A 14,919-nucleotide genomic window follows, 5' to 3' on the forward strand; every position below is an offset into this window, starting at 1 on the left:
TGGACAGTCTGCGAGTTCGTAAAACAGATAAAATTGACGCTGAAAAGTTGGCTAAATCTCAGCTTGTGCACAATCGTAAACCAACTTGCGTGCAGGAAGAAATTTATCAACACCTGCCTGATTTAAGCCGTTTCTATCAAAATATGACTGAAGATCTTGTTCGAGCTAAAAACCGTCTGCACAAGGTCCTTCAAGTCACCTTTCCTGAATGGGAAAATCTCTTATCCACACCAACTGGAGAACAATATTGGAACTTAGTGATGGCTTTCCCATGCAAAGAGTTTGTATTAAGCCTATCTCAAAGTGACTTGTGTGAGATTATCCGTCAATCTACTTCCAAACGCATCTCTGAAAAGCGTATTGCTTACCTGACTGATAAACTTATAAAACTCGCTAAACAATCTTTTTGTGCGGTCAAGAAAACCTCTCCAATGCTTGAAGAGGTTCGTTACTATGCCCAAGAATGGCTTCGTCTTTCTGAACGCAGACAAGTTGTCTTAAACGACATGGTAGCTCTAGCTCAGCCTTTACCAGAGTATGATATCTTACGGTTAATTCCTGGCATCGCAGAAACCACAGCGACATCTATCATTGGCGAATTGGGAGATATTCGTCGCTTTCAGTCTACCAATCCCTGCCATATCGCTGACTTTTATGAGAAACGAAAAAGACAATCGACAATAGCTTCAACTAAGAGCCCAAATTTTACAATCGAAAACACAAAAAAGGCTCTATAATATTTGTAGTGGGTAAATCCCTATGGATATTATGGAGCTTATTTTGTTGCAGAAAAAAATCCCATAAGATCTATAATGAAAAGCGATCAAACAACTCATTAGAAAGAATCATATGGAACCATTACATTTTATCACAAAACTACTCGATATCAAAGACCCTAATATCCAGATTCTAGACATCATCAATAAGAATACACACAAGGAAATCATCGCTAAACTGGACTATGATGCCCCGTCTTGCCCTGATTGCGGAAGTCAAATGAAGAAATATGACTTTCAAAAACCGTCTAAGATTCCTTACCTTGAAACAGCCTACTAGAATTCTCCTTAGAAAGCGACGTTTTAAGTGTTATCAGTGTTCGAAAATAACGGTCGCTGAGACTTCTATCGTCAAGAAAAATCACCAAATCCCTCGTATCATCAACCAAAAAATTGCTCAAAAGTTGATTGAAAAGACTTCTATGACCGATATTGCCCATCAGCTGGCCATTTCAACTTCAACTGTCATTCGTAAGCTCAATGACTTTCATTTTAAGCATGACTTTAGCCGACTTCCTGAGATTATGTCCTGGGATGTTGAAACAGTCAGGGGAGTGACTGTTTTAATCGGGAGATGAAGATGAGTTTTATTGCTCAAGATTTTGACAAACTCAATATCATCACCCTTCTTGAAGGTAGAACTCAAGCCGTCATCCGAAATCACTTTCTTCGCTACGATCGAGCTGTCCGTTATCAGGTGAAAGTCATTACCATGGATATGTTTAGTCCTTATTATGACTTGGCTAAACAGCTTCGCTTTCGGATTTCTAGGCTCAGGCTGAAACAGTCTCCCAGACTGTTTCACTCCCATGTGCTAAAATTGTTCTAGATCGTTTCCATATTGTCCAACACTTGAGCCGTGCTATGAGTCGTGTGCGTGTCCAAATTATGAATCAATTTGAACGAAATTCTCATGAATACAAGGCTATCAAACGCTACTGGAAGCTCATTCAACAGGATAGTCGTAAACTCAGCGATAAACGTTTTTATCACCCTACTTTTCGTATGCACTTGACGAATAAAGAGATTCTAGACAAGCTTTTAAGCTATTCCGAAGACTTAAAATCTCACTATGAACTCTATCAACTATTGCTTTTTCACTTTCAGAATAAAGAGCCCGAGAAATTTTTCGGACTCATTGAGGACAATCTAAAACAGGTCCATCCTCTTTTTCAGACTGTCTTTAAGACATTTCTCAAGAATAAAGACAAGATTAACAACGCCCTTCAATTACCTTATTCCAACGCCAAATTGGAAGCTACTAATAATCTCATCAAACTTATTAAACGAAATGCCTTTGACTTCCGGAACTTTGATAACTTTAAGAAACGAATTTTCATCGCTCTGAATATAAAAATGGAGAGGTCAACAATTGTCCTCTCCAGATGTTAGCCGCTTTTATTCAACCCACTACAGTTGACAAAGAGCCGGAACCTCTAGCTTTTTTGTGGCTGAGAACTATTTTGTCTCAGACGCTTTTTTGTTTATTTAGATTTGATATAGTTGATACCATCTGCCTTCGGTGCAACTGCTTTACCAAAGAAGGCTGCTAGAACGACGATGGTCAAGAGATATGGTGCAATTTGCAAGTAAACGGCTGGAACTCCTTGCAAGAAAGGAAGTTGAGAACCGATAACTGCCAAACTTTGAGATAATCCGAAGAAGAGACTTGAAAGCATAGCTCCAACAGGATTCCACTTACCGAAAATCATAGCAGCAAGTGCGATAAATCCAGGTCCAACGATGGTAGTAACTGAGAAGTTAACGGAAATTGACTGAGCGTAGATAGCTCCACCGATTCCTCCAAGGAAACCTGAAATCACAACTCCAAGATATCTCATCTTGTAGACATTAATCCCCAAAGTATCTGCTGCTTGTGGGTGTTCACCAACTGAACGGAGGCGAAGTCCAAAGCGAGTTTTAAAGAGGACAAACCATGCTAAGAATGAGAAGGCAATTGCTAGGTAACCAAGTAAACTTGTTGACTTGAAGAAGATATCTCCGATAACTGGGATATTAGCCAAAAGAGGGAAATCAAAACGTCCAAAAGTTTGCGTTAAGTTATCCGTTTGTCCCTTGTTATAAAGCACTTTGACTAAGAAAACAGCCAAGGCTGGCGCCATCAAGTTAAGTACGGTACCACTGACAACATGGTCAGCACGGAAATGAACTGTAGCTACTGCATGAATCAGTGAAAAGATAGCTCCAACTAATCCACCAACTAGCAAAGCCAACCAAGGAGTTAATGCTCCCAAATCTTGTGCAAATTCAAGATTAAACACAACTCCAGAAAAGGCACCCATAACCATGATTCCTTCAAGTCCAACGTTAACAACTCCACCACGTTCAGAGAAAACGCCTCCGATACTTGTGAAAATAAGTGGTGCTGAATAAATCAACATTGAAGAAACCATAAGGGTTAACATTGTTGTAATCGACATCCTTATTTACCTCCTTTAAGTTGTTTTCTTGGTTTGACAAAGCGTTCGATGATGTAGTGAACGCTGACAAAGAAGATAATTGAGGCTGTAACGATACTTACAAGCTCTGATGGTACTTGTGCTGCATTCATACCAGGGGCTCCAACTTGAAGCACTCCGAACAAGAAGGCTGCAAAGAGAATTCCAATCGGTGAGTTTGCAGCAAGTAGACTTACCGCCATACCATTAAATCCGATTGCCAATGATGAACCCTGAACATAGACGTTTTGGAAGGTACCGAGTCCTTCTACAGCTCCACCTAGACCTGCAAGAGCACCTGAGATAATCATTGATAGAATAATGGTGCGTTTCGCTGAAATCCCTGCGTATTCAGAAGCATTTGGATTGAGACCAACTGCACGGATTTCAAAACCGAGAGTTGTCTTCTTAAGCAAGAACCAGATAACTGCAACTGCAATGATGGCAAAGAAAATCCCAATATTCATACGAGAGTTTCCTGTTAACTCAGCAAGCCAAGGTGTTTGATAAGTTGCGTTTGCACTTACTCGGATTGATGAGTCTGTACTTTGCATGATATCTTTAGGGAAAGAGTGGATAAAGGCATTACTTGTATAGAGAACAATGTAGTTCATCATGATGGTTACGATAACTTCAGATGTTCCAAGATAAGCTCTTAAAATACCAGGAATGGCGCCAACAATTCCTCCAGCAACCAGCGCAATGACAACTGTCGCAAGAATCAACAATGGACGTGGTAAATCCGGATTCGAAAGAGCAAACCAACCACTCATAACCCAACCAGCGAGTGCTTGTCCTGGAAGACCAACGTTAAAGAAGCCAGCACGACTCGCAACTGCAAATCCAAGAGCAATCAAGACTAATGGTCCCATGGCACGGAAAATTTCACCGATTCCACGAACACTACCGAAGGCTGTGTAGAACAACTCTTCATAACCCCAAATAGCATCGTAGCCAAAAATCCACATGACGATGGCTCCAAGCAAGATTCCAAGGATAACAGAAATCAAGGGAACCGAAATTTGTTGTAATTTTTTAGACATCACTCTTCTCCTTTTTCCAATTCACCACCAGCCATCAAGACACCAAGTTCTTGCTTGTTGGTTGTTTCTGGTGTTACGATCCCTTGAATCTTACCATCATGAATAACAGCGATTCTATCTGAGACATTTAGAATCTCGTCTAGTTCAAAGCTGACTACAAGGACAGCTTTTCCATTATCCCGTTCTTGAATCAAGCGTTTGTGAATGTACTCAATGGCACCGACGTCCAAACCACGAGTTGGTTGGCTGACGATGAGGAGATCAGGATTTCGATCAATCTCCCGAGCGATGATTGCTTTTTGTTGATTTCCTCCAGAAAGGGCCGAAGCTGGAACAATCTCGCTAGCAGCACGAACATCAAACTCCTGCATCAATTTTTTTGCATAGTCAATGATATTCGTATAATTTAAAATTCCCTTTTTGCTAAGAGGTTCCTTATAGTAGGTTTGAAGAGCGATATTTTCAGAAATCATCATTTCCAAAACCAGACCATCACGGTGACGGTCTTCAGGAACGTGACCTACGCTTAGTTCAGTGATTTGGCGAGGATGCAAACCTACGATAGATTGGCCTTTCAACTCTACGCTACCAGATTCAATCTTACGAAGTCCTGTGATAGCTTGAATCAATTCAGACTGACCATTCCCATCAATACCGGCAATTCCGACAATTTCACCAGCTCGAACATCGAGTGAGAGATTTTTAACAGCAGGAACGCCACGGTTTTCATTAACAACCAAGTCTTTAATGGACAGTACAACTTCTTTTGGTTGAGGTGCCTGCTTCACAGTTTTGAAGGAAACTGAACGCCCTACCATCATTTCTGCCAAGTCAGCGTTAGTCGCACCAGCAATCTCAACTGTTTCGATAGACTTACCACGGCGGATAACTGTAACACGATCAGATACTGCGCGAATCTCATCCAACTTATGGGTAATCAAGATGATTGATTTGCCTTCTTTGACAAGGTTCTTCATGATGGCCATCAACTCATCGATTTCTGATGGCGTCAAAACGGCAGTTGGTTCATCAAAGATAAGAATATCGGCACCACGATAAAGTGTCTTTAGGATTTCAACACGTTGTTGAGCGCCAACAGAGATATCTGCTACTTTGGCAGAAGGATCCACAGCAAGACCATAACGCTCCGATAGTTCGTTAATTTCTCGAGTTGCTCGAGCAATATCTAGGACACCATTTTTGGTTAATTCACTTCCCAAAATGATATTTTCAGCAACTGTGAAAGCTTCAACCAACATAAAGTGCTGGTGAACCATCCCAATTCCTAAGCTAGCTGCTTTTGATGGCGAGTCTAGTTTTACAACTTGACCGTTGACCACAATTTCACCACTAGTTGGTTCTAGAAGCCCTGCTAGCATGTTCATAAGAGTGGACTTCCCAGCTCCATTTTCTCCTAAAAGTGCATGAATTTCACCTTTACGAAGTTCAAGGTTAATCTTGTCGTTAGCGACAAATTCACCGAAAACTTTGGTAATTTCACGCATCTCAATGACATTTTCGTGTGCCATGTGCTCTTCCTTTCAGAGTTTTATTTTATTTCAATAAAACCTGCTAAAGAGATTTAGCAAGCTCTATTGAGACAAAACAATTTGTCTCAATTCTTAAAGAAGCGGCCACAGGCCGCTCCCCTAAGAAATGACTTTCATCCATTATTTTTCAGGAACTTTTACACTTCCATCAAGGATTTTAGCTTTTGCATCTTCAACAGCTTTTTTACCTTCTTCAGAAAGGTTAGTTGTTACTAGATCAACCCCTTTATCCTTCAATGAGTAAACGATCACTTGACCACCAGGAAATTCACCTTTTTCAGCTTTGTTGGCAAGGTCTTTTACAGCTGTACCAACTTGTTTTAAAGTAGAAGCAAGTACGAAGTTTGATTCTTTACCATCTTTAGAAGTGTATTTACCTTCTTCTGCTTGGTCACGGTCTACACCGATAACCCAAACTTTTTCGCCTTCGTTTTTGCTTTCATTCAAAGATTTAGCTTCTGAGAATACACCCGCACCAGTACCACCAGCTACTTGGTATACTACGTCTGCACCAGCTGCGTATTGAGCAGCAGCGATAGTTTTACCTTTAGCAGCATCACCAAATGAACCAGCATAGTCTACTTGAACCTTGATAGATGAGTCAACAGAGGCAACACCTGCTTTGAAACCAGCTTCAAAACGTGAGATAACTTCAGATTCCATACCACCTACAAAACCAATTTGTTTAGTTTTTGTAGTTTTAGCTGCAGCCACACCTGCAAGGTAAGCTGCTTCGTTATCAGCAAAAGTAGCACTTACAACATTCTTTTGATCTTTAATCACATCGTCAATCAAAACATAGTTTAAGTCTGTATGTTCTTTTGCAGCATCTGCAACTGCATTTTTAAGTGCAAAACCAATACCATAGATTAAGTTGTAGTTTCCAGCTGCTTGTTGCAAGTTGTTAGCGTAGTCAGCTTCACTTGTTGATTGGAAGTAAGTGTAACCATTGTCTTTTGAAAGGTTGTGTTCTTTACCCCAAGCTTGAAGACCTTCCCAAGCTGATTGGTTGAATGATTTGTCGTCAACACCACCAGTATCTGTAACGATAGCTGCTTTAGTCTTCAAATCAGAAGATGAAGAAGCTGCGTTACGAGAAGAGCGATTACCACATGCAGCAAGTCCAAATGCTGCTACTGCAACTAGACCAAGGCCTAGCCATTGTTTCTTGTTCATTACTGAACCTCCTAAATAAGATGCGCAACGAAGTTGCAAGTATGGATTGATTGGCCACAAGGACCTTGTCACTCAAAGAGTGACGCAGACTAATGCAAGTCTGTAAATGAGTATGGAAGTAATTCCCCGACCGTCATCTCGACCGTCGATTTATCTTTGGCAACTAGAGTCACCTTTAGATCTTGTTCAAAAAATTCGACCATAACTTGGCGACAAGCTCCACAAGGAGAAATAGGTTTCTCAGTTTGACCGTAAACAATCAACTCTGAAAACTCACGTTGTCCTTCGGAGATAGCTTTAAAAATAGCTGTTCTCTCACCACAGTTGGTCAAGGGGTAGCTAGCATTTTCAATATTGCATCCTGTATAAACACTACCGTCCTTGGCAACCAAAACAGCACCAATCGGAAAATGTGAATAGGGTACATAGGCGTTTTTACTAGTCTTAATCGCTAAGTCAATCAACTCAGTAGTCGCCATCTGCTAACTCTCCTTTTAAGATTGCTACACCAGAAGATGTTCCGATACGAGTAGCTCCAGCTTCAACAAAGGCGACTGCATCTGCATAAGAACGAGCTCCACCAGCAGCCTTAACCCCCATATCAGGTCCAACTGTCTGGCGCATTAATTGAACATCCGGTAGGGTTGCACCACCTGTTGAGAAGCCTGTTGATGTCTTGACAAAGTCTGCCCCTGCCTTTTGAGCGAGTTGGCAAGCCAAAACTTTCTCCTCATCAGTTAACAAACAAGTCTCGATAATAACCTTAACCAGTTTGTCTCCGCTTGCTTCAACAACAGCTCGAATATCTGACTCAACTAATGCAGCATTTCCTGATTTGAGTGCACCAACATTGATAACCATATCAATTTCATCAGCACCATTTTGGATTGCTTCTTTGGTTTCATAAGCTTTGACAGCTGAAGTTGTAGCTCCAAGAGGGAATCCTACTACTGTACAAACCTTGACATCAGTATCTACGAGTGCAGTTTTTGCATTCGAAACCCAGCAAGGATTGACACAAACACTGGCAAAATCGTACTTTCTTGCTTCAGATAGCAAACGATCGATTTGTTGTTCGGTCGCATCTTGCTTTAAAAGCGTATGATCAATATATTTATTTAATTTCATTTCGGATTTTCCTTAAATTAGGAGATAATTTCGATGATTTCACGCGATTTTATCACTTCATCACTCATTTTAATTTTAACATATTTTTGGAAATCTGTAACTAGTTCCGGAGAAATTTTGCCATTTGCATATACTTTTGCGACAATTTCACCTTTTTTGACTGATTCTCCAACTTTCTTCTCAAAAACAATCCCTGTCTCATAGTCAAGAGCATCTGTTTTAACGGCACGACCAGCACCCAATCTCATAGCAAAAAGACCAAACTCCATGGCTGGAAGTTCTGCGATAAGTCCGTCTTCTTGAGCAGGAATATCAACTACATGGTCAACTTTTACTGGACGATAGAGGTCTTCTAGGTCTCCACCCTGAGCTAGAACCATCTCTTCAAATTTCTTGAGGGCCTGCCCATTTTCAAGATGTTGCCTTACTTCCTCAATAGTTTTTTCAACATTTGCTAATGATAACATAATCTGGGCCAACTCACAGATAAAGTGGCTAATATCTTGACGGCCTTTACCTTGAAGAATTTCCAGAGCTTCTAGGATTTCTAAACGATTACCAATGGCACGTCCCAAAGGTTGACTCATATCAGTAATAACTGCTACTGTCTTACGACCTACAGCCTTACCAAGGTTTACCATGGTTTGAGCCAGTTGGCGTGCCTCATCAACTGTCTTCATAAAGGCACCTTCACCCACTGTTACATCAAGTAAGATAGCATCAGCTCCAGCTGCAATTTTTTTACTCATGACCGAACTAGCAATCAGTGGAATAGTATCAACGGTCGCAGTTACATCTCGAAGGGCATAGAGAAGTTTGTCAGCCTTAACCAGTTGATCGGATTGCCCAATAACTGAAACCCCAATATTCTGGACTTGTTTGATAAAATCATCTTGACTTCGCTCTACTTGAAATCCTTTAATGGACTCTAATTTATCAATTGTTCCACCTGTGTGTCCCAAACCTCGACCACTCATCTTAGCAACTGGGACATCAAAACTGGCTACCAAGGGTGCTAGGATTAAAGTTACCTTGTCACCAACACCACCCGTAGAGTGTTTATCAACCTTGATACCTTCAATAGCAGACAAATCAAACTCCTGACCTGTCTTGACCATGTTCATGGTTAAGTCAGAAATCTCTCTAGTGGTCATGCCTTGGAAATAAACAGCCATAGCAAAGGCTGACATCTGGTAATCAGGAACAGTTCCTGCAACATAACCTTCAATCAGCCATTGGATTTCATTGGAACTGAGTTCTTGTCCGTCTCTTTTTTTCTGGATTAGATCTACTGCTCTCATTCTTTTACACTTCTAAGGATGTAATATCCCTTATCTTTCTTTACAACCTCGCAATTGCCAAATACGTCTTCCATCTTACTTTTGGCACTTGGGGCTCCTTGTTTTTTCTGGATAACGATCGTCAAATCTCCACCATCTACTAAAAAGTCTATACTTTTTTCGATGATTTCGTGAACTACTTGCTTGCCTGCACGTATGGGCGGATTCGAAATGACATGGTTAAATTGTCCCTCTACCTGCTCATAAATATTAGACTGGAAGATAGTCGCTTGAACCTTGTTTTTTACTGCATTTTGCTGGGCTAAATCCAGGGCACGATTATTGATATCCACCATAGTTGCTTGGGCACCATAAGCCTTGACCAAAGACAAGCCTATTGGACCATAGCCACAACCAACATCAAGAATTTTTTCACCTTTTTCAACATCAAGGCATCTTAACAACAACTGACTTCCAAAGTCAATCATTTTTTTACTAAAGACACCAGCATCTGTCAAAAAGGTCATCTTTTGCCCAAGTAGCTCAACTCTAAGCTCATGAACATCATGGGCTGCATCTGGATTTTCTGCATAATACATTTTACTCATGATACTATTTTACCATAAAAATAAGTTATTTGTAAATCGTTTGCAAAGGTATCAAGTCCTTAAATCACATTGTATTTTTTCAAAAATAATATAAGTTCTGATTAGGATTAGGGACCTAGTAAAAAGCTCCCTACTGCCATAGTAATCGGAAAAGCAAAGATACAAGCTAAACCAAAAAAGAAGAGCCACCACTTTCTTTTAAAGAAAGCTAACACAAGGTAGCCAAGACCTACGAGGGGCAATAAAATAAAAAGAACAAAAGTGGTCCAGTTATAGGAGTAAGGTCCTATTGAAAAGGAGAAATTCACCCAGTTTGGTGATAACCATAAAACAACTACAAATAGGCTGATAAAAACCAGCGTTTTTTCTCTTAATCTAGCTTTCATCTTAGTTCTCCTTTATAGGTTTTCCCTCTTAGATTTTAACAAAGAAAGCGCTATTCTTCAATCTCAATCAATTATTGGAAACGAATGACAAGTCATTGGGAGCTACAAGGTATCACAGTCAGGATAAAACAACAAATTTATTGTCTAAAATCAGACGCATTTTGATTACTATTGCTTTACCTTCAAATACTTAATTATCAACAGGATTCCCAACAAGATGTTTAGATAAAAGCCCAACTGATAAGTTTGTGTCAGGATTTCCAAACTTGTCCACAGGCGTATCAAATCTTCTATTGACATGCGAAATAAATAACCCTCTGTAGCAATCCACAAAATCAAAAATAAATAACTACCAGCAGCAAGGAATTTTGTCCAACCTTTCCTTAACAACCATGCAATGAGGAGTGAACAAATGAAAATAGTTGTTACAATGGAATAATCCATTAAAAATGTAAAACCGTAATAAATTTCCACACAACGTCTACCATTATCCACATTTACTCCTTTTATAAAAGGTAAAGCAAAACTTAAAATAAAACAGAGTTCCAATATGTAACTTTTTATGATTTTCATAGTACACCTCCTATAAGTTGTGAACTAAAAATCTCTCTTTATTAGCTGATAAAATCAGGAGAAATCAGCTCCTACTTCATCAATAAATTGTTCATTCTCTATCTACTTATAGTATATACTACTGACTTACCACATTCAAGAAACCGCTTTATTTTTTTAGCTTTTTATGGTATGATAGACAAAATATCTAGGGGAAAATAAATGACCAACGAATTTTTACATTTTGAAAGGATAAACCGCGAAACTTGGCAATCCTTGCATCGCAAAACAACTCCTCCCTTGACCGAGGAAGAGTTAGATTCTATTAAGAGTTTCAATGACCAGATTAGCCTTCAAGACGTTACAGATATCTATCTGCCACTGGCACATCTGATTCAGATTTACAAACGTTCCAAAGAAGACCTTGCCTTCTCAAAAGGCATTTTCCTTCAAAGAGAGAGCAAAAAACAGCCCTTTATTATTGGAATTTCAGGAAGTGTTGCCGTAGGTAAGTCAACTACTAGTCGGCTCTTGCAAATTTTGCTGTCTCGTATCGTTCCTGGAGCAAGTGTTGAACTAGTTACTACAGATGGTTTTTTATACCCAAATAGTGTCTTAATTGAGCAAGACATTCTCAACCGCAAGGGTTTTCCTGAGAGTTACGACATGGAAGCTTTGCTCAATTTCCTAGACCAACTTAAAAATGGGCAGGATGTTGATATACCTGTTTATTCCCATGAAATCTATGATATCGTGCCAGGTCAAAAACAACGAGTAGAAGCTGCTGATTTTGTCATTGTTGAAGGAATCAACGTATTCCAAAATCCACATAATGCCCGTCTCTATATTACTGATTTCTTTGACTTTTCAATCTATGTCGATGCCGCTGTCGAAGACATTGAAAGTTGGTATTTGGATCGATTCTTAAAACTCCTTAGCTTTGCTCAAGATGATCCAGGCAACTATTACTACCGTTTCACTCAACTTCCTCTTAGTGAAGTCAAGGATTTTGCTCACCAAGTTTGGACCAGTATTAACCTCACCAATCTCCAAAATTACATTGAACCGACACGAAATCGAGCCGAGGTCATTCTCCATAAATCTAAAAATCACGAAATTGATGAAATTTACTTAAAAAAATAATTTTCCCTTGTCAAAACGTAAGTTTTCAGATATAATGGTATAGTTAGTAAAAATGGAGGTAAGAACATTGGCAAACATTAAATCAGCTATCAAACGCGCTGAATTGAACGTTAAACAAAACGAAAAGAACTCAGCTCAAAAATCAGCTATGCGTACTGCTATCAAAGCTTTTGAAGCAAACCCATCTGAAGAACTTTACCGTGCTGCCAGCTCAGCTATCGATAAAGCAGAAACTAAAGGTTTGATCCACAAAAACAAAGCTAGCCGTGATAAAGCACGTCTTGCAGCTAAACTTGGTTAATCTTTAACTGCATACAAAATGAGCTCCTCGGAGCTTTTTTTGTACACATTTTTCTGGAGGTCATTATGAAAATATCTATCATCGGATATTCAGGATCAGGTAAATCTACTCTTGCAGAAAAACTGGCCAAGCACTACTCTATTCCAAAACTTCATATGGACACCCTTCAATTTCAGCCTGGTTGGCAGGACAGTGACCGTGACTGGATGCTTAAGGAGATGGAGACTTTCCTTACCAAACACAAAGATTGGATCATTGATGGCAACTACTCTTGGTGTTGCTATGAGGAAAGAATGGAGCAAGCTGACCAGATCATCTTTTTAAACTTCTCTGCGTGGAATTGTCTGCTAAGAGCCTTTAAGCGGTATTTAAAGTACAGAGGAAAAGTTAGAGAAAGTATGGCAGCGGGATGCCCCGAGCAATTCAATTGGGAATTTATCCGTTGGATTCTCTGGGATGGACGAACTTTTTCTCACCAAAAACAGTACAACCAGCTTTGTCGTGAGTATGCTGATAAAGTCACAATCATCAGCAATCAAAAAGAGCTTAATCAATTTATAAATCAAATTTGAGATTCCCCGATAAATGGAGAGAATCTTGTTCATAGTTTCTGAGGCGTGATACAAAAAAACTGAAGGAAGTATAGTTCTACTTCTTTCAGTTTTTTATTGTCTCAATTTAGAAAAAACTTCTCCGATCTTACCTTCGATAACTAAATCAGCTTGGCTATCTTGAGGGGTGCTGGACTTGTTGATAACGACAAGATTTGACCCTGAAAAATAATTGATGAGGTTAGCTGCAGGATAAACGACTAAGGAAGTTCCTCCAATAATCAATAAATCTGCTTGCTGAATGGCTCGAGCTGCTCGACTAAATACGTCCATATCTAGCGATTCCTCATAAAGGGTTACATCAGGTTTGACCACTTTACCACAATATAAACAATGGGGAACTGGACCTTCAAGTGCCAAAAAATCATCCAAATCATAAAAGTGATGACAGCCCAAACAGTAATTTCGATCTGCACTACCATGCAGTTTCAAAACATTTTCAGAACCCGCCATTTCATGCAAGCTATCAATATTTTGCGTCACAATTGCTTTTAATTTACCTGTTTTTTCTAACGACGCTAGATAATTATGTGCTAAATTTGGCTTGGCATCTGGATAGACGAGATATTTTTTGTAGAAATCAAAAAAGTCCTCTGGATAGCGTTCAAACATGGTGCGTGAAACCAATTGCTCGGCAGAAAAATGGCGTCCCAACTTAAGACTATAAACACCATCAGAACTTCGAAAATCTGGAATATTAGATTCTGTAGAAACTCCTGCACCACCGAAAAAGACAATTCTTTGACTTTGGTCAATGATTTCCTGTAGTTGTGCAATTTTATCCATTTTGTACTCCTAGGAATTTTCAAGTTAAAAAGTTGAAAGCCTTGACCTCTTATCAACTTGGCTTCCAACTTTATTTGATTATGATTAAGATATTAAACTGACTAGTCTCGGTTCTTTGACACAATTAGGCTTTCTTCAAAGTTCTTATTCTCATCTATTAGAAGATTGAAGCAATGAACATGCTTATCATTTTGAGAACAAGAGTAATCACATGAATGGAATCTAACTTTAGTCTGCAATCAAAGTTTCTAGACCAACCTTCATCATATCTGTGAAAGTATTTTGACGCTCTTCTGCAGTTGTATCTTCATCTGGATTAACCAAACTATCTGAAATAGTCATGATAGCAAGAGCATCAACATGGTGTTGGGCAGCAAGATAGTACAGCGCCGCTGCTTCCATTTCCACCGCTTTTACTCCCCACTTACCAAGTTCGATATTCTTCTCAAAGTAGTTTGAGTAGAAGACATCTGATGACAAAACATTTCCGACGTGAGTAGTCATGCCGAGGTCTTTGGCAATATGGTAGGCTTTATCTAGCAAATCAAAGCTAGCAATTTGAGGAAAATCGTATTGAGGCCAGTCGTTGCGGATGATATTTGAATTGGTAGCAGCTGCTTGTGCCAAGACCAACTCACGAACGTGAACGTCCTCATTCAAAGAACCAGCCGTTCCGACACGGATCAATTTTTTCACACCGTAGTCCACGATCAATTCACGTGCATAAATAGAGATTGAGGGCATACCCATCCCTGTTCCCATAACAGATACACGGTGACCTTTGTAAGTACCTGTGTAACCAAACATGTTACGGACTTTGTTAAAGCAAACAGCATCTTCAAGGAAATTCTCAGCGATAAATTTCGCACGAAGAGGATCCCCAGGAAGAAGAATTTTATCAGCAATTTCACCTTGCTTAGCAGCAATATGGATAGACATAGTTTATGATACAAAGAGCGACCAGAAAGCGACTGAAAATTAGGAATCTGACGAGAAATCCTGATTTCTCAGTCAGATTATCTATTTTCCGAGCTTTCCGCTCGTGTTCAAATCTGAACACATGCTCTACCTTTCTTTATTCTAAAAGTGATACGTGGAAAGATACCAAACCCGTCAAAAA

At 39.6% G+C, this 14,919-nt stretch carries 15 protein-coding genes and 2 pseudogenes; 5 read left to right on the forward strand and 12 right to left on the reverse strand.

Features of this window, described 5'->3' with window-relative positions; translation table 11 throughout:
- Positions 1-695, forward strand: a pseudogene (locus ADH90_RS07975) (IS110 family transposase); the annotation flags it as partial.
- A 154-nt stretch (positions 696-849) separates the two neighbouring features.
- Positions 850-2,168: pseudogene (locus ADH90_RS10945) on the forward strand (ISL3 family transposase).
- Positions 2,169-2,260: 92 nt separating this feature from the next.
- Here the strand turns inward: ADH90_RS10945 and ADH90_RS08000 are convergent.
- The 10 genes from ADH90_RS08000 to ADH90_RS08045 form a co-directional block, all read right to left on the reverse strand.
- A complete protein-coding gene (locus ADH90_RS08000; RefSeq protein ID WP_049509105.1) occupies positions 2,261-3,217 on the reverse strand; it encodes an ABC transporter permease in 957 nt (318 codons plus the stop codon).
- A 2-nt stretch (positions 3,218-3,219) separates the two neighbouring features.
- On the reverse strand, positions 3,220-4,278 hold the full coding sequence (locus ADH90_RS08005; RefSeq protein ID WP_000038693.1) for an ABC transporter permease: 1,059 nt from the start codon (positions 4,276-4,278) through the stop codon (positions 3,220-3,222).
- Entirely contained in the window at positions 4,278-5,807 is a 1,530-nt protein-coding gene (locus ADH90_RS08010; RefSeq protein WP_049530803.1) for an ABC transporter ATP-binding protein, read from the reverse strand. Before ADH90_RS08010 ends, ADH90_RS08005 begins: the two co-directional genes overlap by 1 nt.
- A 141-nt stretch (positions 5,808-5,948) precedes the next feature.
- Complete coding sequence (locus ADH90_RS08015) at positions 5,949-7,004, reverse strand: BMP family lipoprotein (RefSeq protein ID WP_049530804.1); 1,056 nt, start codon at positions 7,002-7,004, stop codon at positions 5,949-5,951.
- Positions 7,005-7,093: 89 nt separating this feature from the next.
- Positions 7,094-7,483, reverse strand: coding sequence for a cytidine deaminase (locus ADH90_RS08020; protein WP_049530806.1), 390 nt, complete (start codon positions 7,481-7,483; stop codon positions 7,094-7,096).
- The gene (deoC, locus tag ADH90_RS08025; protein ID WP_049530808.1) at positions 7,470-8,132 is read right to left on the reverse strand and encodes a deoxyribose-phosphate aldolase; all 663 of its coding nucleotides are present in this window, start codon (positions 8,130-8,132) and stop codon (positions 7,470-7,472) included. The genes ADH90_RS08020 and deoC overlap by 14 nt, the downstream gene beginning before the upstream one ends.
- A gap of 17 nt (positions 8,133-8,149) precedes the next feature.
- Complete coding sequence (locus ADH90_RS08030) at positions 8,150-9,433, reverse strand: pyrimidine-nucleoside phosphorylase (protein ID WP_049530810.1); 1,284 nt, start codon at positions 9,431-9,433, stop codon at positions 8,150-8,152.
- Positions 9,430-10,020: a class I SAM-dependent methyltransferase gene (locus tag ADH90_RS08035; protein WP_006147335.1), complete on the reverse strand. Its 591-nt coding sequence runs from the start codon at positions 10,018-10,020 to the stop codon at positions 9,430-9,432. Before ADH90_RS08035 ends, ADH90_RS08030 begins: the two co-directional genes overlap by 4 nt.
- Positions 10,021-10,127: 107 nt before the next feature.
- Positions 10,128-10,406 carry a hypothetical protein gene (locus ADH90_RS08040; RefSeq protein ID WP_049530813.1) on the reverse strand — a complete coding sequence of 93 codons (279 nt, stop codon included), beginning with the start codon at positions 10,404-10,406 and terminating at the stop codon, positions 10,128-10,130.
- A gap of 168 nt (positions 10,407-10,574) precedes the next feature.
- Entirely contained in the window at positions 10,575-10,979 is a 405-nt protein-coding gene (locus ADH90_RS08045; RefSeq protein WP_049530814.1) for a hypothetical protein, read from the reverse strand.
- A 201-nt stretch (positions 10,980-11,180) separates the two neighbouring features.
- Here ADH90_RS08045 and coaA point away from each other — a divergent pair, with 201 nt between their 5' ends.
- The 3 genes from coaA to ADH90_RS08060 all read left to right on the forward strand — a co-directional run bounded on the left by coaA (position 11,181) and on the right by ADH90_RS08060 (position 12,974).
- Positions 11,181-12,101: a type I pantothenate kinase gene (gene coaA, locus ADH90_RS08050; protein WP_049530815.1), complete on the forward strand. Its 921-nt coding sequence runs from the start codon at positions 11,181-11,183 to the stop codon at positions 12,099-12,101.
- Between the two features lie 52 nt (positions 12,102-12,153).
- The gene (gene rpsT / locus ADH90_RS08055) at positions 12,154-12,402 is read left to right on the forward strand and encodes a 30S ribosomal protein S20 (RefSeq protein ID WP_029689628.1); all 249 of its coding nucleotides are present in this window, start codon (positions 12,154-12,156) and stop codon (positions 12,400-12,402) included.
- 65 nt (positions 12,403-12,467) lie between these two features.
- Positions 12,468-12,974, forward strand: coding sequence for a DNA topology modulation protein (locus ADH90_RS08060; protein WP_049530816.1), 507 nt, complete (start codon positions 12,468-12,470; stop codon positions 12,972-12,974).
- A 93-nt stretch (positions 12,975-13,067) separates the two neighbouring features.
- Here ADH90_RS08060 and ADH90_RS08065 read toward each other — a convergent pair whose 3' ends face one another.
- Entirely contained in the window at positions 13,068-13,799 is a 732-nt protein-coding gene (locus tag ADH90_RS08065; protein ID WP_049530817.1) for an NAD-dependent protein deacylase, read from the reverse strand.
- A 228-nt stretch (positions 13,800-14,027) separates the two neighbouring features.
- The gene (gene deoD, locus ADH90_RS08070) at positions 14,028-14,738 is read right to left on the reverse strand and encodes a purine-nucleoside phosphorylase (protein ID WP_049530818.1); all 711 of its coding nucleotides are present in this window, start codon (positions 14,736-14,738) and stop codon (positions 14,028-14,030) included.
- Between the last annotated feature and the right edge of the window lie 181 nt (positions 14,739-14,919).

Origin of the sequence: Streptococcus pseudopneumoniae (assembly GCF_001073085.1) — a bacterium.
GTDB classification, from domain to species: domain Bacteria; phylum Bacillota; class Bacilli; order Lactobacillales; family Streptococcaceae; genus Streptococcus; species Streptococcus pseudopneumoniae_M.